A 23,694-nucleotide genomic window follows, 5' to 3' on the forward strand; every position below is an offset into this window, starting at 1 on the left:
CGATTTCATGATAATAGGAGAATCGGCTTCTTAACATTCTTCATTTTGTTGTTGGGTATTACAAGTTCTTATTGAATGAATTCAGTTAACCTCCTATAAGAAAGAACATCGCCATTTGTCATTTGATGAAAGGTCTGGTTGTTTACAATCTCTTCACCGATAGACCGTAAATAGGTTAAGGTCGCTCTAAATGGGACGGATCCACAGCTAAGCCTTTCGATTCCGATTTCAGATAGCTCTGATATAGAATGCATCTCTGGGTCAACCAATAAGTTGATAGGACAAGAAACTTCCTCTCTAATTTTTTTAATATACTTCCTATCAGTTAAGCCAGGAATGAAAATGCAATCAGCCCCTGCATCCTGGTAGGCTTTTGCCCGCTTTACAGCTTCTCGTAAACGCGTTGAAGAATCCCCAGCATTTAACCAAAACAGATCTGTTCGTGCATTAATAAATAACCGCATATTGCTGGATTCTGAAAGTTCTTTGATAGCTGCTATTTTTTCCTCTTGAGATGAAATATCAAATATTGGACTGTCAGGATCACCTGTACCGTCCTCCAGATTTATCCCGATAGCTCCAGCAGCAGCGACTGCTTTTACCGTCTCCAATACTTCTTCAACAGTCACTCCATAACCTGCCTCAATGTCTGCGCTCACAGGAACATTTACTGATTTAGCGATATTTTCAATCGTTTCAACCATTTTGTTAAGAGGTATACTTTGCCCATCCAAGTACCCCAAAGAAGCAGCAATACCAGCACTTGTTGTTCCAATCGCTTTAAAGCCGCATTCTTCAAACATCTTTGCACTGATTACATCCCATGCGTTTGGCAAAACAAAGGTGGATGATTGCTGATGTAAGCGGTGAAAGGTATTTGCCTTTAATGATTGTTCTTTGCTACTCATAGAATTAAGCTCCTTTTCCTGTTTTGGTTAAAGAATTTATTGCTTCATTTTCTATAGTAAAGGCTAAATAATTCAATATCATCGAAATATGAAATGCATATTGATTTCTCAATTGAAACCGCAGTGGATGCCCTCTTAAGTAGATGTTCGGAGGGCTTGAAAACTCTGGATGATCCCTAAGATCTCACTTTGAAAAAAGGGAAGTGGAGAGCGCTGCTTAGATAGCCATTTATCCAGAAACCAAGAAAAACGCTCGGCAATCTCGAGCGTATTACTGCGGCGGATTTGCAACGCCTAAATTAACCCAATCCTCTTTTGATGGACCATAAACCCCAAAAGGCTTTAACCCTGCCTGGCGGATGAGAATGGTCAATTGGCCTCGATGATGCACAATGTGTTTAATTAAGCCCATCAAAATTTGAGCATTGGTTTCCTCTCTTCCAAATGCCTTCTGTGTCTGGCTCAATGAGTCATCTGTCCATTGCTGTTCGATCGCCAGTTCCGCTTCCTCACTCAGCTTTTTAAATGTATCCGCAATTTCTTTGGCAGAAGAGGGGACATTTTCTTCATTTTCAGCTCTCTGCATTCTTACTCCGAAATGAGATAAATAATCAGGAATATTCGTGGTGAAATGCCAGGCAATTCGCCCTAAGGTGCGTCCTTCAGGATAGACCTGCTGCTTTAAAGAGTCATCTGTTAAACCGTCCAGTACCTTTTGTGTCAGCATTGCTTCTCTGTTCCATTCTTTAATAAAATCTGTGACTGTAACGTACATAAAGCATTCCTCCGTTCATTGGATAAATTATAAAACGTTTGTTCGTATTTTTCAAGATGTTCATCTTCTTAATAGGCTTATAATTGATACAAAATTTTCACAATTCATTCGACAATATTCGCGCGAAACTGGCCGCTGATTTCTATATAGTGAAAAGTGTTACGCTTTATAAGAATGGGGTGTAAAAATGAGAACTTTAAAGATAAAAGACTTAACCCTCGACGCTCTGGAAGAGCTGGAACACGATCTGCATGAAAATGGGGAAAAAAGCGATTACGGCTATTACATGCAGCTGGTGATCCTCTATGAAACGATGTATAAAAAGCTTACAAATCTCGCCAGAAATAATGGCCCCTATTATGACAACGCCCTTCAGCAAACGAAAAAACTGCTGATATCCCATCTTATTAAATATGGAACCTACTTAAAAATGAATCACTTCAGAGATGACGGGGATGCTGTAGAGTCACTCCTCAAGGCAATTAGAGTGGAACAAAAGCTTCCAATAGCGTATTACCGTCTTGGCTGCCTCGCCTATAAACACGGCAAATACGGTTCAGCTGTCCGCTATTTCCAGCAGTCCCTAAGTCAGCAGCTCTCAGGTGACCCAAGATACAGCCTCAATCAGCAGCAGGAACTCCACGCCCATATGTATTTGGCCAACAGCGGGCTGCATGTTGCGGGCGAGACCTATGAAACGATGGGAAAACTCCCATATCTGGATCAGCTCCCGAACGCAGAGCTGTCCCCATTATTTGAAGCAATATCAGCCAATGAAACCTACCTGCATAACCACGCCTTCTACAAAATGACCAAAAATAAAACGGAAACCTGTTCAAAGGATGCTTGCGAACAGCTCTTTGAAAACAATGAAGCAGGTGAGCTGGTCCTGTACTTTAACGACCGTGAAAATATACTATTATTTAATGGTCAGGATGCCATCATCACTCCAACCGATGCGAATATGATTAGACATTTTATGCTGTGCTCCAGCAAAGAAAATCCAAGTACAAGAATTACTATGCGCGACTTCTTCGGAAGAACGGGGCGTGATGGGGAGGTAAAAAAGAGCACCTTCATCAAATCCATAGAAAGACTCAGAGCAAAATTACGGGATATGCCTGAGATGATTGATGTAACGGAAGACAGGGGAGAGACTGCTTATTATTATAATGGAACCCATCCATTTACCGTTCTCTTCAGGGTGGATGATGCTTTTGCGAATGAGTATGTGAACGAAAATGCATGAATGAGGAGCCTAATGAGCGGTAATTTAAAACTGCTCATTAGGCTTTTTTTAAGGACTGTCACATCTCGGTGTTAAGATGATGTGTCCTTCTAAGTGCCTGTTTTAGTTTTGGAACAAGGAAAAAGGACAAAGCTGTTACAGCCAGGTCGAGAGGAAAATAGGCAAGCATCCAGCCCCAGGCCATACCGTAGCTAAATCCTGCCGGTGCATCTGCCCAAAGTAGAAGCGCAAAATACATCCAGTTGGTTCCAATTATGTAGTTGCAAAAAAGGCTTAAAGTTCCTGCCATAAAATAAGGCTTTGGTTTAACCAGCTGAGAATCCCCAACCCATTTTCCAGCAACATAGGCAACAGCAACAAAAGACAGCACAAAGCCAAAGGTCGGGCTTAATAACTGGGCAGGCCCTCCTTTAAACTGTGCAAAAACAGGTGCACCTATTAAACCGACAAACACATAGACCAGCATAGCAATGGATCCTTTTCTGCTCCCTAACATTGCCCCGGCTAATATAGCAAAGAGAAGCTGCAAAGTAATAGGAACACTCCCGATCATGAGAAATGGGGATAGATTTGCACCCACACCCATCAATGCCGCAAAAAGACCGCAAAGAACCAAATCTTGAGTCTTTAAATCTTTCATATGAATCTCCTTTTGTGTTAACCAAAAATATTTTTGGTTAACAATAAGTTGAATATAATATTCTCATATGTTAACTTATTTGTAAATATGGTTAACATATAAAAGGAGGAATAGTTATTAGAAGTCTCTTTATTACAGGCACAGATACTGACGCAGGAAAAACGACAGCTGCCGCTCTTCTTTTAGCGTATTTAAAAAAGAAAGGCATCCAGGCTGCTTCATATAAGCCCGTGCAAAGTGGTGCTGAAATGATTGATGGCTTGCTTTGCGCACCTGATGTGGAGTTTTATAAACTGGCCAATCCGGAATTAGCCGCTTCCACTACATATCTATTAAAAAAACCATGTTCCCCGCATCTGGCCGCAAGGGAAGAGGAAATAGAAATCGAGATTGATAAGATCATTGAGCATTATCAGCGGTTGTCAAGGGATAATGAATTTGTATTAATAGAAGGCGCTGGCGGAGTCTTCGTTCCTTTAAGGGACGATGGATACAGCATGCTTGATTTAATGAAAGAACTGTCTGCTCCAGTTGTGATTGTGGCAAGGACCGGGGTAGGCACAATCAACCACACCGTTCTGACCGCTGAAAGATTAAAACAAGAAGGGATAAATGTGATCGGCGTTATCATGAATCAGATGACAATAGAGGATACAGAGGTTGAGCAGGACAACATACGAATGATTGAGCTTATGACCAGGGTTCCTGTTTTAGGGATGATCCCCTATTTAGAAAATCCATTATCCGCCTTTGGTGATTCAGAAATGCTTGACCATTTATTTTCAAAGCTGATGGAGGTGGACAGTAATGAGTGAGCAGGCAAATCTGTTAAAAAGCAGCATGAAGCATCTATGGCTTCCGTTTACACAAATGACAGACTATGAGAGAGATCCGCTGATCATTAAGAGCGGAGAAGGGATCATTCTGAAGGATATGAATGGGAAGGAATATCTGGATGGATACTCCTCACTTTGGCTAAATGTGCACGGCCACCGGAAAAAGGAATTGAATGAGGCGATAATGGAGCAGCTTGATTTAATCGCACATTCCACACTTTTAGGAGCAGCGAATGTACCTGCTATCCGGCTTGCTGAGAAGCTTATTGAGATTACACCGGAAAATTTGCAGCGGGTATTCTATTCTGATTCCGGGGCAACATCCGTAGAAATCGCCATCAAAATGGCCTATCAATATTGGCAAAATAAAGGAAAACATAAGAAAAAGAAATTCGTCACGCTCACGAACAATTATCATGGAGATACAATTGGAGCCATTAGTATCGGGAATGTTGATTTATTCCACCGCGTGTATGGATCCTTAATGTTTCCAACCTTAAAAGCTTCTTTTCCTCTCCAATACCGGAGTCCCTATTCAGGTGAAGCAGAGGTTAAAGAAAGGGCATTAACAGAGCTGAGAGCCATTTTCCGGGAACATCATGAAGAAATTGCAGCCATAACACTCGAACCGCTGATCCAGGGAGCAGGCGGCATGAATGTCATGCCTGCTGGCTATCTTAAAGGGGTAGAAGAGCTTTGCCGTGAATTTAACATCCTTTTAATTGCGGATGAGGTAGCGACAGGCTTTGGCCGGACAGGAAAGATGTTTGCAGTCGAGCATGAAGGCGTTCAGCCGGATATCATGACCGTTGCGAAAGGGATCACAGGCGGTTATCTTCCGCTTGCTGCCACACTCACGACACAGGAAATTTATCAGGAGTTTTATGGGGAATATGAAGAAATGAAAACTTTCTTCCATGGGCATTCCTACACAGGCAATCAGCTCGGATGTGCAGTAGCCTTGGCTAACCTGGAAATCTATGAAAAAGAAAACCTAGTCGAACAAGCCGCAAGAAAAGCAGAAGTCATTCAATCTGAATTCACTGCATTAGAAAGCCTCAAGCATGTGGGAGACATCCGCCAATTAGGACTGATGTGCGGCATTGAGCTGGTTCAGGATAAAGAAACAGGGAAGCCTTTCCCATGGGAAAGCCGAATGGGGTATCATTCAACACTGGAAATGAGAAAAAGGGGCATGCTGACAAGACCGCTAGGGGATGTAATTGTCTTTATGCCGCCTTTGGCGAGTACGGATGACCAAATCAGGCAAATGATTCAAATCATGAGAGATTCGATTGAAGCCGTGACTGAAAAAGAAAAGTCGTTTGTTTGATTAGAAACAGCCCCCTTATTCATTTAATATAGGGGGCTGTAAGTGTTGAGTGCTATTTAGTAAATCCTCCAGTGCCAGATCCAGGGTGGAATGATTCTCAGATTCCAGCCAGCTTTCTGGAATGAGGAGATAAGAGCAGCTGCCGCTGTGTAAATAACGGTAAATAATATGCGCTGCATCGATTTCATGTCTGCTAATGTCTCCCGCCGCATTTGCTTCATCATTTTTAAAATAAGCTAAAATGTTCGCTTTTATTATTTCCTCCATGCTGCCTGCTGCTGCATAGCTGTGGCTGAACAGAATCTCCGTCCTTTTTATAAGGAAAAGTTTAATCGCTGAATCTGTTAATCTTTCGATCGCAACGATATTATGATTTTCTTCAGTGAAATCGATCACTTTTTCTTTTTTTAACAGGGAGCTTACTGTCTGTATATGATCCCGATAGGCGGAGGCCGCTTCAAAATCAAAGTTTTCAGAGGCGTTCAGCATCATCTGATTCATGTCCTCCAGAATACTCATGTCAGTGCCTTTCAGAAAACCGATAAACCTGTCCAGGATGTCATTGTACTGCTGTTCCGCAGGTCCCCCAAGACACCGGCCAAGGCAGGAGCCTAAGGAATAATTCAGGCAGGCGGAGTTCGATCCATTGGGATTGCTGCAGTTCAGCTTAAAGCAGTCCTTTAACCCCCGGAGAGCTCGTTCCACATTTCTTCGGCTCGTAAAAGGGCCAAAATAAACCTTGCCGTCATTTTCAATAGGATTAAAGGCTATATCAATTTTACGGTGATTGCCGGTAAGGCTGATCGAGATATAAATGAATGACTGCGGACTCTTCATCATTCGATTATAGAGCGGCTTAATGTTTTTAATTAATTGGCATTCAAGCATAAAAGCCTCGAATTCGGTATCTGTCAGGATATAGTCAAAATCCCTTAAGTGTTTGACCAGCTTTTTAATCTTGGGAGAATGATTGTTGGAGGCCCTGAAATAAGACTGAACCCGGTTCTTTAGATTTTTCGCCTTCCCTACATACAGAATTTGACCCTGCGAATCCTTCATCAGATATACGCCTGGAGTTAAGGGCAGGTTTTTCACCTTGTCAGGGAGATTAATAGGGATTCATTCCTTTACTGGGATATTTATTTAGTATTTTATCATGGAATGGGATTTGGGGGCGCTATTTCTCTGATTTGGGTGTTGGCATGGAAATGTACTGCTTGTGAAGGCATGAATTTGAAAACTTAGTTAGTCATTTGCAACCGGCGGCCGTCAGGCAGGAGAATGGCATTCGGGAAAGCGGTATGGCCGAAACATCATCGGCGACTTGAACAATCATCTTGAAGCATGGATTGACTGGAATCTCGTGCTGAATGAAGAAGGCGGGCCGAATCATGTGGGGAACTATTGCGATGCGCCGGTGATTGTGGATACGAAGAAGGATGAGGTTCACTATAACAGCTCCTACTATTATATTGGGCATTTCAGCAAGTTCATTAAGCCTGGAGCCAGGCGAATTGGCAGCAAGGCATCGAATAGCCGCATATTGGCCACCGCCTTTGAGAACACCAATGGAGGAACGGTGGCGGTTTTGATGAATGAGAATGATAGTAAAGAAGAAGTATCTTTATCCTTTGGGGGAAAAAGTATGATGCTGTTTCTTCCGGAGCATTCTATTGCGTCGATTATTATTCATTGATCGAATGAAATGGCCAGACCCCGGCTGTTTAAAAGCAGACAGGCCCCCCCTGTTCTTTATAGTAAAAAAATAATTCCTTTTTAGTAGATCTGGTAATTCACACTTTAAACAGCTAGTAAAGTAGGGGTGCTAGTGAATAAAGCAAAAGATAGTTTGGTAAAAAATGTGCCTTCAGCTAGGAAAATGACTTATACAAAACATAGATATTTATATAACAAAAATTAAAGTGTTATGTTTCCAGTTCACCTATACTTGTTTAATTATACAGCTATTTGGTTTTCCCCCATAATACTAGGTGGTCTCCCATATCTGCAAATTGAATAAACAATATTGTTATTGTGGTAAATGATGTCTTTTGTTGTATAAAAAGGATAGATGTATACAGGTGATCATCCTGTTCATTTATCCTTTTACTTTTACACCTATAAAATGTGTGACTTTCTAATCAAGTATTTAGTTCTAAGGTATCCTAGAGATTTAATATAAGCAGATGATTTAGCTACCTATTTTGTAGGCCATTGAACGACCATTTGCCAACAAAATTCTATAAAGTATAATATGAGGATAGAAAAATACAGCAAAAGGAAGAACTCTTGATTATTTTTAAACAAAAGTCACCAGTCTCTTTTATAGTTGAAAAGGATTAAGTTAAATAGTAAGTCGAACTTCTTAACAGGAGGGAAAGATGAAAATTTATGTGGATGCAGATGCTTGTCCGGTGAAAGATATTATTATTGCAGAAGCAAGGGATGTTGAAATTCCGGTTATCCTTGTTACAAGCTTTTCTCATTTTTCTAATGCAGAACAGCCATCAGGAGTGAAAACCATTTATGTTGATTCTGGAGCAGATGCTGCAGATTATCGGATTGTGAAGTTAGTGGAAAAAGGAGATATTATCGTGACGCAAGATTATGGTCTTGCGTCACTAGGTTTAGCAAAAGGAATTATCGTCCTCCACCATAAAGGATTTAGATATACAAATGAAAATATTGACCAATTATTACAAACACGTTATTTAAGTGCAATGGCTAGAAAAAGCGGACAGCGAACGAAGGGACCAAAGCCTTTTACAGCAGAAGACCGAGAGCAATTTAGGGATCTTTTTAAACAGGTTATTTCACGTAAAATTTAAGCTAAACTTAGAGATTCAGAAAGGAGCTAAATATTTTGAAGTATTTAAAATCGCAAATGCAACAACTAATTAAGGAAAATAAAGAACTCCATACACGCTTTAAAGAACTGAAGGCTGAGCATGGTCTTGAGAAAAACAATGCCCTCAAGGCCTTGTACCATTCAGAAGTTGCGGATGGAGGAAAGTACCAGGTAGCTTACCAAGCACTTGATCAGCCCAAAAAGTAGACTCTTATATCTAATTATACTTACTAAAAATTCTGTTATAAATGCTGGATGGTTATAAGTGGATTAAGTTAGTGACCAAATTATGAAGTGGGTTGCTACGCAGTACAACGATACTGCGTATTCGAAAGACATATAATTGTTCTCTTTGTAGAAGAATGTACTTATTAAAGAGGGCTTGAGTTTAATAAATAGTAATCTTGAATCACAGAGGGACGGTATTATTCGAAGTACATAGCGGCGATGGAAGAGGAAGGGGTGCCCATCTGGGGAATCACCATTCAGAACGAACCTGAAGCCAAGCAGGTAAGGGACTCCTGCCTGTACACAGGTGAAGAAGAGTGGGATTTTATCAAAAATCATCTTGGTCCATCCCTTGAGAAACTTGGCTTTGGTGATGTGAAGATTATCATCTGGGATCATAACCGTAATGTCATTTTCGAGAGATCCCAAGCCGTCCTGTCCGATCCAGAAGCTGCTAAATATGTGTGGGGAACGGGAGTCCATTGGTATGTATCTGAGGAATTTGAGAATCTCTCCAAGGTGCACGATGCATTCCCTGACAAGCACTTAATTTTCACAGAAGGGTGCATCAAAGGCGGCCCTCAGGCAGGCGAATGGCATACAGGAGAAAGATATGGCCGAAACATCATTGGCGACTTGAACAATAATCTTGAGGCGTGGATTGACCGGAATCTTGTGCTGAATGAAGAAGGCGGACCGAACCATGTGGGGAACTACTGCGATGCGTCTGTGATTGTGGATACGAAGAAGGATGAGGTTCATTATAACAGCTCCTACTATTATATTGGGCATTTCAGCAAGTTCATTAAGCCTGGAGCCAGACGAATTGGCATCCAGGCATCGAATAACCGTATATTGGCCACCGTCTTTGAAAATATTAATGGTGAAACGGTGGCGGTTATGATGAATGAGAATGATAGCATAGAAGAAGTGTCTCTATCCCTTGGTGGGGATAGTATGATGCTGGTTCTTCCGGAGCGTTCTATAGCGACGGTTATTATTCATTAATAGGAGAACAGCCCTGATTGGGGGCTGTTTTTTTGTATATTGTGTAAGACTTGTAAGCATGTATCAGGTGCTTTTTCTTAATACAATTTTGTAGGGTGTCTTATCCATTTCTTAACTATTTTATCGATATATTTCTTTCCAGAGAGATATTAAAAAACACTAATACTTAATGAATATTCAGAATTTTCCAGAGGTTTTTCACATTTCGAATCGAATGATATATAGTATCTGCAATTTTATAAACTTTCCTGCTCAATAGGAGGAACTAATCTGCGAGGAGGATATAAATGGGTAATTCAATCCTTTTTGAAATTCAAGAAGAAGTGAACTTAGTAGCAGAAGCCATTAAATCTGTTCTGTCTTTAGAAGTAATTATTTATGATAAAAATAAAGTTGTTGTTACAGCCACAGGCGGGGGCACGCATGCAGTTGTGGGTGAGCCGGTTCGAGGGCATATCATCGCAGAAGTCTTAAAAACAAATCAGCCTGTTTACAACTTTGAGCCAGGTTTTCATGACGTATGCAAAAGCTGTATCCTACATCAAAATTGCCCTGAAAAATCAGATGTTTCATATCCATTAACACATGAGGGCGAAATTGTCGGGGTTATCAGTTTAACGGCATTTTCTGAAAAACAAAAAAATGAATTTAAAGAGAAGCATCGTATTTTATCAAATTACCTGGGGAAAATGGCGGATTTAATCAGCAGCAAAATAAATGGAACATCTCTTTTAAAGAAATATTTATCTACCTCACAAATGCTGCAAGTGACGATTCAATCCATGTACGAGGGAATCATTGCTGTTGATCAGAAAGGGTACATTTTAGAGATGAATCCTTCAGCAGAAAAAATACTAAATATAAAAAAACACAATGTTTTAACTGTGAATATTTCCGAAGTTATTCAAAACCTTCCGATTACAAAAGTATTTTCAACTGGACAAGGATACTCGGATAAAGAATGTTCTCTTGTTGTGAATGGGAAATTGATTCAAGTCATTATCAGTGCTAACCCTCTGATACATAACAGCCAAATTATTGGATGTGCCATTACCCTCAAAGATTTAGCTGAAGTTCAAAAGTTTGCCTATTCTATAACATCTGAGGTAGATGATTCCACATTCGATATTATTGTGGGAAAAAGCCCTGCTATATTGCAGACAAAGGCCGCAGCCAAAAAAGTTGCGGCAACAGATTCTACAGTCATCTTTTTAGGGGAGAGCGGAACAGGGAAGGAGCTTTTTGCCAGAGCACTGCACCAAGAGAGCAAAAGAGTAGATAAACCATTTCGGGCCATTAATTGTGCAGCCATTCCAGAACATTTACTGGAAAGTGAATTGTTTGGATATAGCGAGGGTGCGTTTACGGGTGCAAGGAAAAGTGGAAAGCCCGGAAAATTTGAAATGGCACAAGGCGGCACTATTTTCCTGGATGAAATAGGTGATATGCCATTGCATTTGCAAGTGAAGCTGTTAAGAGTGTTAGAAGAAAGAAAAATTGAACGGATTGGTTCGAATAACTCAATAGATATAGATATCAGAGTCGTTGCAGCAACCCATAAAAACTTAGAAAAAATGGTAGCTGACGGAGAATTTCGACAGGATTTATTTTTTAGGCTAAGCGTCATTCCGCTTCATATTCCCCCATTGAGGGAAAGAGATGGGGATATTCTCGTCCTCCTTCAGCATTTTGTACAGCACTATGACAAAATTACCGGAAAGAAAGTGAGAGGTTTCACTCCTGATGCGGAGAGCAGGCTATGTTCGTACAATTGGCCAGGTAATATACGTGAACTTCAAAATGCTGTGGAATATGCCATAAACATGGCAACTGACCACTGGATTAGAGTAGAAAACCTGCCTCCAAGAATCCGTGAACAAAATCACCTGAATGGTGATAAAGAAAATATTACTCTGTCAGAAATGGAAGAAAGAATGATCATGGGCGCATTAAAAAGATATAGTGATACATTGAATGGAAAAAAACAAGCTGCAGATGAACTTGGCATAAATGTAGCAACTCTATACAGGAAAATTAATAAATACGAGCTTAATCGCAAAATGCAATTATAGTTCGCAAATTGCGATTACATTAAAAACATAGCAGATTTGTCTTTTCTTCTTAATTTGGACAGATCTCCTATGTTTTTTTTGCAATTTGCGAACAATGGACCTTAGTGATGTTTTCGATAAAAGAGAAGTTGTCCTGTATAACCCTTATAAACTGGGAGTCTTAAAGAAAAATAAAGAAAAATCATAACTTGGCACGGTACTTGCATTCTAACTAGTTGTAGTAAAAAACGAGGGGGAGTGCAATGAGAATCATAAATAAAATGTTTATGATGAAGTCCGTGCAGACTTTATTGAAGACATGTCTAAATGTAAAGCCTGGAGAAAACCTATTGATTCTAACGGATACAAATACGACAGAAATTGGAGAGGTATTCGCACTTGCTGGTGAAGGGATGGGAGCAGAAGTTGTGATGACAATCATGAATCCCACCACAAGGCATGGTGATGAACCGCCAAGAATCATTGCAGAGGCAATGAAAGCAGCTGATGCGATCGTTGCTCCGACAACTTTTTCTATTAATCATTCAACTGCCAGAAAAGAAGCGAGTAATGCAGGAGCAAGATTAATATTTATGCCCGATGCAAATGAAGAGGTTTTCTTAGATGGTTCGCTGGATATCGATTATTTTGCACAAAAGAAAATAATCGATAAAGTATCCGCCATACTTGAAGAAGGAGAACGATTGAGCATAACAACCCATTTAGGTACAGAGCTTTCCATGTCCATATCTGGTCGTCATGCTGTACCTCAAACTGGAATTTGCCATGAACCTGGAAGTATTTCACCCCCTCCTTGCATTGAAACAGCAGTGGCTCCAATAGAAGGAACAACAGAAGGAATCATGTACATTGATGGGGCCATTGTGCCGGGAAGGGCCTGTGAAGATCCGGTTAAAGTCGTCTTTAGAGAAGGAAAAATCATTTCTATTGAAGGAAAAGAAGATGCTGAAATGCTTAAGCAAACGCTGGAAAGTTACAATCACCCCAATGTATATTGCGCAGTGGAAATGGGAATTGGCATGAATCCAAAGGCGAAAATTGGCAGAGGAGGACAGCTGGAAGACGAGGCAGAGTACGGAACGATGCATATTGGAATTGGCAATGGCATTACATTTGGAAGCAGTATCAGAGCACCGGGACATTGTGATTTAGTGATTCGAAAACCGACAATCAAAGTGGATGGGAAAATCCTTATGAAAGATGGAGAACTCTATATAGATTAGGGGGAGGGAGGTTTATTTGGGAGAATTAAGTCTAATTGGTGAATCACTGGCCAGTTTCTTTACAGTTAAAATCATGCTTTTGTTTCTTTTTGGGACAGTTGCCGGAATGGCAGTCGGCGCACTCCCGGGTCTCACTACTACCATGGGAGTATCCCTTCTGATTTCATTTACCTGGGGGATGGAATGGATCGAAGCAATGGTTTTAATTGTTTCGGTTCATATAGGAGGTACCTATGGCGGGTCCACGCCAGCCATCTTCTTAAATATTCCGGGTACTCCGGCCTCAGCTGCGACTGCTATAGATGGCTATCCAATGGCACAGAGGGGGGAAGGAGGACTGGCAAGAGGACTGGCAACCTTCCAATCCTTTTTAGGTACTATTCTGGCAGCTGTTTTATTTCTGATAGGGGCGCCGCTCCTGCTGGATTTAAGTATGAATTTCGGATCATGGGAGTATTTTCTGCTTGCCATGTTTGGAATTATTCTCAGTGCAAACCTAACGGCAGAATCTTTGTCGAAGGGGCTTATTTCCGGGGTCTTAGGGTTAGCTCTAGCCACTGTAGGCATGGACAAGATCACAGGTGCCCAGCGTTTTACTTATGGAGAAAGTGCTCTCATGGATGGTTTTAGTTTAATTGCAGTCTTAATCGGAGTATTCGGAATAGCCGAGGTAATCGACTCTATCATGCAGCTGAAGAAGCCTTTAAAAGCGGAGAAATTCCAATCTATTATTCCCCCGTGGAAGATGTTAATAAAGTTTTTGCCCGCCGGCGGAAGATCTTCTGTAATAGGAGCTACGATAGGAGCGATACCGGGGGTTGGTGCAGATGTTGCAGCATGGGTTTCCTACGATGTGGCCCGCCGAAGAAGCAAGAAGCCTGAGACTTTTGGCAAGGGAAATCCAGAAGGAATCGTTGCAGCAGAAACGGCGAATAACGCTTGTGTGCCAGGTACATATATACCGATGTTAATACTTGGTATCCCTGGTGACGCAGTTACGGCAGTAATTATTGGGGGGCTTTTGCTTCACGGATTGCAGCCAGGTCCGCTTTTACTGACACAAAATCCGGACATTTTAAATCAGTTTTTTATCATTTTAACGATATCCGCAGCGTTCATGCTTGTGTTTGGATTATTTTTCTCTTATCTGTTTCAGAAAATCCTATCTGTTCCCAGAAGTATAGTTTTGCTGATTGTAACGGTATTTAGTGTGGTAGGGACTTTTGCAGTAAACAACCGGCCATTTGATATTGGAATTATGTTTCTTTTTGGCATCATCGGTTTTCTTATGCGTAAAGTCGGGCTGGCTGCCCCTCCTTTAGTGTTAGGGCTAATCCTTGGTTTAATGGCGGAACAGAATTTCCGAAGAGCGATGGTGAGTGCGGATTATTCGTTCGGGCCATTCTTCACACGGCCAATTAGTCTTTTCTTGCTGGTCTGTATTGTATTTCTGCTTTTAAATCAAAATTCATTCCTGACAAAACGCTTAAAACATTTGTGGGGGAAAATAAAGCCTAAGGGGGCAAACGAATGAAAATAAAAATAATGTTTCTGACTCTATTTTCAGCGGTTCTGATATTGAGTGCCTGTTCTGGTAACCAATCAAATCAAAAGGCATCTGGTAACAGCAAGGAAGCCGAAAATAATTACCCTTCAGAGCCAATTGAAATTATTGTCGGTTTTGGTGAGGGCGGGGGCACTGACACGATGGCCAGGACCCTGCAGCCGATCCTTCAGAAAGAATTGGGAGAATCCATTGCGGTGAGAAACATGCCTGGAGCCTCCAGTGCATTGGCCCTTGAATATGTTAACGAACAAGAGTCTGACGGACATACCATCCTATTTCAAACCGATCTGGTCCGTGTCTTTCCAACAATGGGCATGACAGATTTAACATACAAGGATTTCGAGCAAATTGGAATTGGCGCAATGGGGATTGCCAATTTTACAGTTAAAGACAACTCTGACCTGAAAACGTTTGATGATGTGGTTCAGCTATTAAAAGATGGAAATGCGAAGGTTGGTGTAGCAGCGATTGGGGACCCATGGCACCTCACTTTGGAGATTGTGAATAGTGTCGTGGGTGGAGATGCCGAAATTATCACGTATGACTCTGGTTCAAATGCTGCCATGGCTGCCATGAAGGGCGAGGTGGATTTCTCAATCAGCGGGGTTAATGAGGTAGTGGATCTGCTTCGGGCAGGGGATTTACGTTCACTGGCTGTTATGGATAATAAAGCTTTTGAAGTGGATGGACTTGAATCAATTCCGCCGGTCATTGAATTTGTTCCTGATTTGGAAAAATATGTACCGGAAGGAACCTGGTGGGGGCCAGCTGTGAAGCGCGGAACACCTGAAGAAATCGTAACCAAAATTAGAGACGCATACAACAAAGCGATCAGCAGTGATGAATTTAAGGAATTTGCAAAGAAACGGGCAATCGTCCTAACAGATATTGAGGATAGTCAAGAATATACAAAACAAATCACCGAAAAAACAAGCTGGCTGCTTTGGGATATTGGTGTGGGAAAACGGTCACCGGAAGAAGTAGGAATCAGCCGGCCAAAAGAGTGATAGAAAGGAGAAAAGATGCGGATTAATAAAGATTATCTTTTGGCGGGAATTGTTTTCGCGATTGGTCTCTTTTTTGTAATAGGCAGCTATAATTTCCCGCCGGGAGAACATTTTTTAAATTCATCTCGTTCATTTCCCATGCTGCTCGGCTATAGTTTGACAGTTCTATCAATCTGGCAGTTTGCCCAAACGTTCAGAAAGAAAAAAGAGGAGGGTGAGGAAACAGCTTCTGCCTCTATTCAGGAAGTTAAAAGAGGGATAGTATATCTGCTTTTAACAGTTGTTTATATCTTTCTGTTAATACCTTTCATAGGGTTTCTGTATTCTACTTTAATCTTTTTACTCATTGGCATGCTCTATTATAAGGAAGTTCGCTGGCATACGGCCACATTAGTATCCATAGGGATGATTGGATTCATATATGTGGTGTTTGAAAAACTCATGTATATTCGATTACCTTGAAAAACGAAATTATTATTTACTCTCTTACATGATCCAATGATTCAATGAAAGACGAGGAGACAGGATTTAAAGAATTCGCTGTAAAAGGAAATCAAATAATAGATATGGCGGTGATTTAAATGAAGATAAAGCAAACAATTGAAAAAGTTCCCGGAGGGCTTATGGTCATCCCGCTGATGCTTGGCGCTTTATTTAATACGATTGATCAGCTTCACATTCCAGTTATAATGAATTTCCTTAAAAGCATAGGGGTATCGCCGGTTGAAGAAGGAATTTATGAGTTTATGAAAATCGGAGGTTTCTCGGAAGCACTCTTTAAAACTGGAACGTTAACACTCATTGGCTTGTTCTTATTTTGTGCAGGCAGCCAGATGAATTTGCGGGTAGGCGGAAAGGCCTTAAAGAAAGGAATTCTATTAACAGGAAGCAAGTGCTTGACCGGGATTGCGATCGGTATTTTATTTGGGGTGTTTTTTGACCCAATGGACGGTCTGCTTGGATTATCTACTCTGGCCATTATTGCCGCTATGACCAATGGGAATGAAGGAATGTATGCAGTGTTGACAGGGCAATACGGAAACCGGTCAGATGTTGGGGCCATTTCCGTCCTGACTCTGAATGACGGTCCTTTTTTCACCATGCTGGCTTTGGGGATGGTTGGCGTTAATTTTCCTTTAATCGCATTCATAGCTGTCCTGCTTCCAATTGCTTTAGGAATGCTGTTAGGGAATCTGGATGAAGATATTCGGGAGTTTTTAAAGCCGGGTGAAACGCTGCTTGTACCATTCTTTGCATTCTGTCTTGGAGCAGGGATGAATTTCATGAGTTTCTTTAATCCTGAAGCTGTTTGGGGAGGTTTAGCTCTCGGGTTTGCCACAGTCATTTTTACCGCATTAACCGGAATCCTGGTCTATAGGTTATTTGGAGAAAAAAGTACGATTGGCCCTGTTGCAGAAGCATCAACTGCAGGGAACGCAGTGGGGACACCTGCTGCAATTGCAGCGGCAGCATCAGTGGCAGCGGGTGCAGGTCTGATGACAGTGGAGAAGGCTCAAAGTTTTCAGGAAATTGCCAATTTAGCAACAATACAAATTTCCATCTCTACTATTACTACCTCGATATTATGCCCAATAGCCGTCATTTTATGGGATAAGTATCAAAGAAGCAAAGGGATTGACGGACGTCTGGAGGATATACCCAGCAAAAAAATAAAAATCGCTGCTGAGATTGAACAGGAATCATAGAAGGGTGATGAAAAGGTTGGAAAAAATTCATGCTGAAATATCCGATTTTATTTGCACCATTACCATTAAAAACCCGCCAATGAATATTTTGACGAAAGAGTTTCGGCAAGAGTTTGTTCCCTATATGGAGAAGCTTAAGACCTCCTCGGATGTCCGGGTTATTCTCCTTACGGGAGAAGGGGATCGGGCCTTTTGCGCAGGAGCCGATTTAAACGAAGAAGGAGAGCTGACTCCTGAATCTGTCCGGCATTTCTTAGAGGAAGATTGCAGAATTTACGATATTGTCAATGAAATGCCACAGCCTGTCATTGCCGCAGTTAATGGCTATGCGTTTGGCGGAGGGTTCGAGCTTGCCCTAGCCTGTGATATCCGGATCATGTCGGAACGTGCCAAGCTTTGTGCGGCAGGGGTAAAGGTTGGACTGGTTGTCGGACCAACCCGGTTAGTCAGGCTGTTGGGTGAAGCATATGCCAAAGAAGTGATTTTGACAGGCAGAACGATAACAGCTGAAGAAGCATTGCAAAGAGGTTTGGCAAGCAGAGTGGTATCCCATGACAAGCTGCTGGCAGAAGCGCATGAATGGGCACAGCTGATTGCTTCCCGTGCTCCAATCGCAGTAAGACATGCGAAGAACACGATTCAGAAAACCATGGATTTTGAGTGGCAGGAAGCAATGGAGCAGGAACTGGATGCCTTTATTGAATGCCAGGATACATGGGATCACAAGCATGCGATTGAATCATTCTTTAACAAGAAGCCGCCAGCTTTTAAAGGAATGTAGGAGTGAACTTTGCAAAAATTGATCATACAGGGAGTTGTTTTAGAAGATGAAAGAAGCACTAATGTACCCGGCCGCTACAGCACTCGTAAAAGTTCTGGCAGGTGTTAAGAGCGGAGAAAAAGTTGTCATCCTGACAGATTTTTTAACAGATGGAATCACAAAAGTTCTGGCATCTGTGGTCTGTTCACTCGACGCTGAACCCATCACGATCTCAATGCCGCCGAGGAAAGGGCATGGAGATGCATTGCCGGATGCAGTCGCAGCGGCTATGAAGGAAGCCGATGTGATCATCGCACCGACAACCTATAACATTGCCCATACAAGAGCCCGCCATGATGCACAAAAGGCAGGAGCCCGAGTATTAATCTTACCTGAAGCACATGAAGACATTTTATTAAGCAAGGGGCTGCGTGCTGACTTTGCTGCACTGAGACCTCAAGTTGAGAAACTGGCAGACATACTGACAGCTGGTGAATTTGTCCATATCACAACAGCCCTTGGCACAGATTTAAGATTTTCCATCAAAGGCAGGCCAGGCAGAGCCCTAACAGGGTTTGCAAACAGTACGGATGTTTCGGCAGCTCACTGCATCGAATCCAGCATTGCTCCGGTTGAAGGAACCGCTGAAGGAATTTTAGTGGTAGATGGGAGTATTCCAGGGGTGGGTCTAATGGAGACTCCAGTTGAAGTGGTATTTAAGGAAGGAAAGGCGGTTTCGATTACAGGAGGCAGAGAAGCGGAGCAATTTAGGAAAATATTAATGGAGAAGAATGATGACGAAGGGAATATCTATTTTGCCGGTGAGTTTGGCATTGGCATGAATCCTGAATGTGAATTGGAAAACAGCATGCTAAGTGATGAAGGGGTTTATGGAACGATCCACATTGCTTTAGGTACGAATGCATATATCGGGGGAACTGTTAAGGCCAAAGGGCATTACGATATGGTCGTAAAGGATCCGCGGGTAGAAATCGACGGCAGAGTCATTCTGGACAATCAGGAACTCTATTTATTTGAAGATAAAGCCTTAAATAGACTTTGAGAAAGTGGAATCCATTTTATAGAAGGAGATGGTACAAGTGAGTGCATTGGAAGGCATTAGAGTAATCGACTTAAGCCAGGTTATGGCAGGGCCTTATTGCGGTATGCTGCTGGCCGATATGGGTGCTGATGTCATTAAAGTTGAACCGCCAAAAGGGGAAAGCACCAGAAGATGGTCCCCGTATAAGGAAGGGGAAAGCGGTGCGTTTATGGCGATAAACCGGAACAAGCGCAGCATAACGCTTGATTTAAAAAGCGCAGAGGATCAGAAAGTATTCTATAAGTTAATTGAAACCGCTGATATTTTGATAGAAAATTTCCGTCCCGGGGTAGTTAAGCGTTTAGGCGTTGATTATGAAACACTCAATCAGATTAATCCCAAACTGATTTACTGCTCTATTTCGGGATTCGGCCAGTATGGCCCATATTCATCCCGTGGCGGTTATGACTTAATCGCACAGGGAATGACCGGAATTATGAGTGTGACAGGGGAACGGAATGGCAACCCGGTAAAATGCGGCCTTCCGATTATCGATTTGGGTTCAGGCCTGTTTTCTGTCTATGGTATTTTATCGGCATTGTATTCCAGGGTTCATTCCGATGAGGGGCAGTATATTGACGCTTCTTTATATGATACGGGACTCGCATTATCGGTTTGGGAAAGCACCCAATATTGGTTTACGGGAGAAACACCGGCACCTACCGGAAGCGGACACCGCTTGTCTGCTCCATATCAGGCATTTCGTGCAAGTGATGGTTATTTTACTGTTGGTGCAGATACACCGCATCATTGGCCGGTATTTTGCCAGATCATCGGCAGGCCTGAATTCTTATCGGATGACCGATTTGCTGATGACGCCTCCCGGATTCAGCACTTAGATGAATTTGTCCGATTAATTGAAGAGAAAACGAGTCTGAATCCGAGACATTACTGGCTGGAAAAATTCGAGAAAGCGGGAATTCCTGCTGGCCCGATAAATACCTATCCAGAATCTTTAACTGACCCGCACACACTATCCAGAAGAATGATAGAAGAGGTTGTGCACCCTGTTGCCGGGAAAATAAAAGCATTAGGGATTCCTGTCAAACTATCAAAAACACCTGGAAAGATCGCGAAATCGGCTCCTGTGCTGGGAGAACATAAAGAAGAGATTCTAAAAGAATTAGGACTCGCAGCTAAATAAGGTGTAATAGATAAATCCTGATACTCATTAAGGAGAAGGATATGCATGATTGAACAATTAAAAGGGCGGGTTCCATCCATTCATGCCGAAACCATGATTCATGGCTCGGCACAAGTGATTGGCGACGTCAGAATAGCCAAAAATGTTAGTGTCTGGCCCCAATCAGTCTTAAGAGCAGACGATGATAATTTTATCGAAATAGGGGAAGGAAGCAATATCCAGGACGGCTGCATCTGCCATGTGACACCTGATGCTCCTTTAAGGATAGGGAAAATGGTAACGGTAGGGCATGGTGCCATTTTACATGCCTGTACGGTCGAAGATGGTGCTTTGATTGGGATTGGTTCTATTATTTTAGATGGGGCTGTCATTGAAAAAGGAGCACAAGTTGGAGCGGGTGCATTAGTTCCTCCAGGGAAAGTGATTCCTAAAGGCAGCTTAGCAATTGGAGTTCCTGCCAAAATCGTGCGGGAACTAACAGAAAATGAAATACATGACCTGGAAAAAAATGCAGAAGAATACATCGAGCTATGGAAACGAGATTATCGTGAAGAGAGTGAGGAGTCATTATGATTAAAGAGAATAAAAGCTTAGCAGAAAGAGGCGACCGTGTTCTGCCCCCGGCTGCCAACAGAGTAACGAGGATAGGTGTAACGAAAGCATTTGGCTCAACCATAGAGGATGAGAACGGAAAAAAATATCTCGATTTTGCCAGCGGTGTAGGAGTAAATAATGTGGGACACTGCCATCCTGAGGTGATTGAAGCGGTTAAGCTGCAGCTGGATACCATGATTCATGTTGGCCATAATGTGGCCTACTATCCATCCTATATTCAATTAGCGGAGGAACTAAATGAATTAACCGGATCACAGAAAATGGTGTACTTTTCAAATAGCGGAGCAGAAGCGAATGAGGGAGCAATCAAATTAGCGAAAAAAGCGACAAAGCGTCCAGCCATCCTATCATTCAAACGGGGATTCCATGGACGGACACTCGCAGCGACATCGATCACTTTCTCAAGCTCAGCTTATCGACAGGATTATGAGGGTCTTCTTCCAAGCGTATATGCTTGTGAATATCCATATCCTTTTAGAACCGGGCTAAATTATGAAGAAGAGACGAAACGATGTATTCAAAGCATCAACGAGGTATTCCAGTATCAAGTGGCTCCATCCCAGGTGGCAGCCATAATCCTTGAACCTGTACAGGGAGAGGGCGGGTATATTGTACCTCCGAAAGAATTTTTGAAACAAATAAGAGAAATATGTGATCAGCATGGGATATTGCTTATTTTTGATGAAGTTCAGACCGGATTCGGAAGAACAGGAAAAATGTTTGCCTATGAACATTTTGGAGTAGAGCCGGACATTCTTACCTTAGGAAAGGGAATTGCTTCAGGCTTCCCTTTAAGTGCCATCATTGCCAAGAAAGAAATTATGGAGAAATGGGAACCGGGAACACATGGAGGCACTTATGGCGGAAACCCTGTCTCCTGCGCGGCCGCCTTAGCTTCCATAGAAATTTTAAAACGGGAAGGTATAGATAATGCCCAAACTTTAGGGGGATATTTGAAACAGCAGTTATACGATTTGAAATCAGAATTTTCCGTCATTGGTGATGTTAGAGGCCTGGGCCTGATGATTGGCATAGAGTTCATGGATGAAAATGGCCGCCCGGATGCCAGTACAGTAAATTGGCTGAAGAATTTTGCTTTAGAAAACGGAGTCATTCTTTTAACCTGCGGCACGGAGAAGAATGTTTTGCGGTTTATCCCGCCTGTAACGGTATCAAAAGAGGAACTTGATCAGGCAGTTTCTGTACTGAAAGAAGGATTGCAGCAGCTCGCAAAAAAGGAGAACGGTCATGCTATATATTAATGGAGAATGGAAATCTTCCTATAAAAATAAATCGATTAGTGTGTATAATCCCGCTACTTTAGAAAAATTCGGCACTGTCGCTTATGGAGGAAAGGAAGAAGCCGAGGAAGCAATCCAGGCCGCATCCGCTGCCTTTCAAGACTGGAAGAAAACAAGCGCAGTTGAGAAATCGCAATATCTTAGAAAAATTGCCGATTGTCTAAGAGACAGAGAAGAAGATCTGGCAGTAACCATTACAAAAGAGATGGGCAAACCCCTGAAAGAATCTCTTGGTGAAATCAAACTGGCGATTTCCTATATGGATTGGTATGCAGAGGAAGCGAAGCGTATTTATGGAGAGACGATTCCAGCTTCCAGCCGGGATAAGCGCATCATGGTACTGCAGGAGCCGGTTGGAGTGACGGGAGCGATTACACCATGGAACTTTCCAGCCGCCATGGTTACCCGCAAAATTGCCCCAGCGTTAGCTGCCGGGTGTCCTGTCATCCTAAAACCAGCTTCAGCTACCCCCTTAACGGCAGTGAAGATATTCGAAGCCATTCATCAGGCTGGTCTGCCAAAAGGAGTAGCCAATTTGATCATTGGACCTTCTAATGAAATTGCTCAAACGTTATTAGACAGCAAGCAGGTGCGCAAACTGACTTTCACTGGTTCAACGGCGGTTGGGAAAAAGCTGATGAGGGAAGCATCAAATACGGTCAAAAAAGTTTCAATGGAATTAGGCGGTCATGCCCCTTTTATCGTATTTGAGGATGCTGATTTAGAGAAAGCCGCAGAAGCAGCGGTTGCAAGCAAGTTCAGGAATGCAGGACAAACGTGTGTCTGCACAAACCGGATTTATGTTCAGAGTGAAGCCGCAGAGGAATTTACCCGCTTGTTTGCAGAAAAGGTAAATCGTCTGCAAATCGGGAATGGCATGGATGATGATACGGATATTGGGCCATTAATTAATGAAGAAAGCCTTGATAAAGTCATTGAACATGTGGAGGATGCCAAAGAAAAAGGCGGTGTGGTGATTTGCGGCGGATCACTGGCAGATATGAATGCTAAAGGTGTATTCTATCAGCCTACTGTTATTCAACATGCAAATGAGTCGATGAAGATTGCAAGAGAAGAAACTTTTGGCCCAGTGGTGCCGATCTTCACCTTCGAAACGGAAGAAGAAGCAATCGAACGGGCAAATCATCCAGAATACGGACTGGCTTCTTACTGCTTCACTTCTGATTTAAATCGCGCCTTCCGGGTAATGGAATCTCTCGAATATGGCATTATTGGCATTAATGATGCGATGCCGACAACGGCACAAGCTCCCTTCGGAGGAATGAAGGAAAGCGGTGTAGGAAGAGAAGGGGGCAAGTACGGAATGATGGAGTATCTGGAAGAGAAGTTTGTGTCGCTCAATATTGGATAA

At 42.3% G+C, this 23,694-nt stretch carries 23 protein-coding genes and 1 pseudogene; 20 read left to right on the forward strand and 4 right to left on the reverse strand.

From position 1 onward, the window contains the following. Positions 1–68 precede the first annotated feature (68 nt). Together BK139_RS13810 and BK139_RS13815 are read right to left on the reverse strand one after the other, a co-directional pair. Entirely contained in the window at positions 69–908 is an 840-nt protein-coding gene (locus BK139_RS13810) for an isocitrate lyase/PEP mutase family protein (RefSeq protein WP_076259703.1), read from the reverse strand. Positions 909–1,179: 271 nt separating this feature from the next. Continuing rightward, positions 1,180–1,683: a DinB family protein gene (locus BK139_RS13815; RefSeq protein WP_048008520.1), complete on the reverse strand. Its 504-nt coding sequence runs from the start codon at positions 1,681–1,683 to the stop codon at positions 1,180–1,182. Positions 1,684–1,870: 187 nt separating this feature from the next. Here BK139_RS13815 and BK139_RS13820 point away from each other — a divergent pair, with 187 nt between their 5' ends. Continuing rightward, positions 1,871–2,932 carry a tetratricopeptide repeat protein gene (locus tag BK139_RS13820; protein ID WP_076259706.1) on the forward strand — a complete coding sequence of 354 codons (1,062 nt, stop codon included), beginning with the start codon at positions 1,871–1,873 and terminating at the stop codon, positions 2,930–2,932. 58 nt (positions 2,933–2,990) lie between these two features. Here the strand turns inward: BK139_RS13820 and BK139_RS13825 are convergent, their stop codons facing one another. Further along, positions 2,991–3,572 (reverse strand): biotin transporter BioY, encoded by a 582-nt coding sequence (locus BK139_RS13825; RefSeq protein WP_076259708.1) that lies wholly within the window; start codon positions 3,570–3,572, stop codon positions 2,991–2,993. Positions 3,573–3,703: 131 nt separating this feature from the next. On the opposite strand from BK139_RS13825, the gene bioD reads away from it, so the two are divergent. Both bioD and bioA read left to right on the forward strand, forming a co-directional pair. Beyond that, positions 3,704–4,387 carry a dethiobiotin synthase gene (gene bioD, locus BK139_RS13830; RefSeq protein WP_286148840.1) on the forward strand — a complete coding sequence of 228 codons (684 nt, stop codon included), beginning with the start codon at positions 3,704–3,706 and terminating at the stop codon, positions 4,385–4,387. Next, complete coding sequence (gene bioA / locus BK139_RS13835; protein ID WP_076259713.1) at positions 4,380–5,741, forward strand: adenosylmethionine--8-amino-7-oxononanoate transaminase; 1,362 nt, start codon at positions 4,380–4,382, stop codon at positions 5,739–5,741. Before bioD ends, bioA begins: the two co-directional genes overlap by 8 nt. A gap of 15 nt (positions 5,742–5,756) precedes the next feature. Here bioA and BK139_RS13840 read toward each other — a convergent pair whose 3' ends face one another. Continuing rightward, positions 5,757–6,800, reverse strand: coding sequence for a GIY-YIG nuclease family protein (locus BK139_RS13840; protein ID WP_076259716.1), 1,044 nt, complete (start codon positions 6,798–6,800; stop codon positions 5,757–5,759). A 226-nt stretch (positions 6,801–7,026) separates the two neighbouring features. Here BK139_RS13840 and BK139_RS24560 point away from each other — a divergent pair. The 17 genes and pseudogenes from BK139_RS24560 to BK139_RS13920 form a co-directional block, all read left to right on the forward strand. Then, positions 7,027–7,224, forward strand: a pseudogene (locus BK139_RS24560) (glucosylceramidase); the annotation flags it as partial. A gap of 30 nt (positions 7,225–7,254) precedes the next feature. Then, positions 7,255–7,437: a glycoside hydrolase family 30 beta sandwich domain-containing protein gene (locus BK139_RS24565; protein WP_353615007.1), complete on the forward strand. Its 183-nt coding sequence runs from the start codon at positions 7,255–7,257 to the stop codon at positions 7,435–7,437. Positions 7,438–8,122: 685 nt separating this feature from the next. Continuing rightward, positions 8,123–8,569 (forward strand): YaiI/YqxD family protein, encoded by a 447-nt coding sequence (locus BK139_RS13850; protein ID WP_076259722.1) that lies wholly within the window; start codon positions 8,123–8,125, stop codon positions 8,567–8,569. A gap of 35 nt (positions 8,570–8,604) precedes the next feature. Further along, complete coding sequence (locus tag BK139_RS13855; protein WP_048008527.1) at positions 8,605–8,796, forward strand: hypothetical protein; 192 nt, start codon at positions 8,605–8,607, stop codon at positions 8,794–8,796. Between the two features lie 255 nt (positions 8,797–9,051). Continuing rightward, a complete protein-coding gene (locus tag BK139_RS13860) occupies positions 9,052–9,825 on the forward strand; it encodes a glycoside hydrolase family 30 protein (protein ID WP_483310647.1) in 774 nt (257 codons plus the stop codon). A 287-nt stretch (positions 9,826–10,112) separates the two neighbouring features. After that, on the forward strand, positions 10,113–11,897 hold the full coding sequence (locus BK139_RS13865; protein ID WP_076259728.1) for a sigma-54 interaction domain-containing protein: 1,785 nt from the start codon (positions 10,113–10,115) through the stop codon (positions 11,895–11,897). Between the two features lie 242 nt (positions 11,898–12,139). Next, complete coding sequence (locus tag BK139_RS13870) at positions 12,140–13,120, forward strand: aminopeptidase (RefSeq protein ID WP_076259731.1); 981 nt, start codon at positions 12,140–12,142, stop codon at positions 13,118–13,120. A gap of 16 nt (positions 13,121–13,136) precedes the next feature. After that, a complete protein-coding gene (locus tag BK139_RS13875) occupies positions 13,137–14,654 on the forward strand; it encodes a tripartite tricarboxylate transporter permease (protein WP_076259733.1) in 1,518 nt (505 codons plus the stop codon). Next, positions 14,651–15,694: a tripartite tricarboxylate transporter substrate binding protein gene (locus BK139_RS13880; RefSeq protein WP_076259736.1), complete on the forward strand. Its 1,044-nt coding sequence runs from the start codon at positions 14,651–14,653 to the stop codon at positions 15,692–15,694. Before BK139_RS13875 ends, BK139_RS13880 begins: the two co-directional genes overlap by 4 nt. 15 nt (positions 15,695–15,709) lie before the next feature. Next, positions 15,710–16,156, forward strand: coding sequence for a tripartite tricarboxylate transporter TctB family protein (locus BK139_RS13885; protein WP_076259738.1), 447 nt, complete (start codon positions 15,710–15,712; stop codon positions 16,154–16,156). Between the two features lie 119 nt (positions 16,157–16,275). After that, positions 16,276–17,400, forward strand: a complete 1,125-nt coding sequence (locus tag BK139_RS13890) for a 2-keto-3-deoxygluconate permease (protein ID WP_076259741.1) — start codon at positions 16,276–16,278, stop codon at positions 17,398–17,400. Positions 17,401–17,416: 16 nt separating this feature from the next. After that, a complete protein-coding gene (locus BK139_RS13895) occupies positions 17,417–18,181 on the forward strand; it encodes an enoyl-CoA hydratase/isomerase family protein (protein ID WP_175609121.1) in 765 nt (254 codons plus the stop codon). A gap of 46 nt (positions 18,182–18,227) precedes the next feature. Continuing rightward, a complete protein-coding gene (locus tag BK139_RS13900) occupies positions 18,228–19,223 on the forward strand; it encodes an aminopeptidase (RefSeq protein WP_076259747.1) in 996 nt (331 codons plus the stop codon). Positions 19,224–19,260: 37 nt separating this feature from the next. Continuing rightward, positions 19,261–20,406, forward strand: coding sequence for a CaiB/BaiF CoA transferase family protein (locus BK139_RS13905; protein WP_217695240.1), 1,146 nt, complete (start codon positions 19,261–19,263; stop codon positions 20,404–20,406). Positions 20,407–20,451: 45 nt separating this feature from the next. Next, positions 20,452–20,979 carry a gamma carbonic anhydrase family protein gene (locus BK139_RS13910; RefSeq protein WP_076259752.1) on the forward strand — a complete coding sequence of 176 codons (528 nt, stop codon included), beginning with the start codon at positions 20,452–20,454 and terminating at the stop codon, positions 20,977–20,979. After that, positions 20,976–22,283, forward strand: coding sequence for an aspartate aminotransferase family protein (locus BK139_RS13915; RefSeq protein WP_076259754.1), 1,308 nt, complete (start codon positions 20,976–20,978; stop codon positions 22,281–22,283). Before BK139_RS13910 ends, BK139_RS13915 begins: the two co-directional genes overlap by 4 nt. Beyond that, positions 22,270–23,694 carry an NAD-dependent succinate-semialdehyde dehydrogenase gene (locus BK139_RS13920; RefSeq protein ID WP_076259756.1) on the forward strand — a complete coding sequence of 475 codons (1,425 nt, stop codon included), beginning with the start codon at positions 22,270–22,272 and terminating at the stop codon, positions 23,692–23,694. Before BK139_RS13915 ends, BK139_RS13920 begins: the two co-directional genes overlap by 14 nt.

This window comes from Paenibacillus sp. FSL R5-0490 (assembly GCF_001956215.1).
Classification (GTDB): domain Bacteria; phylum Bacillota; class Bacilli; order Bacillales; family Cytobacillaceae; genus Cytobacillus.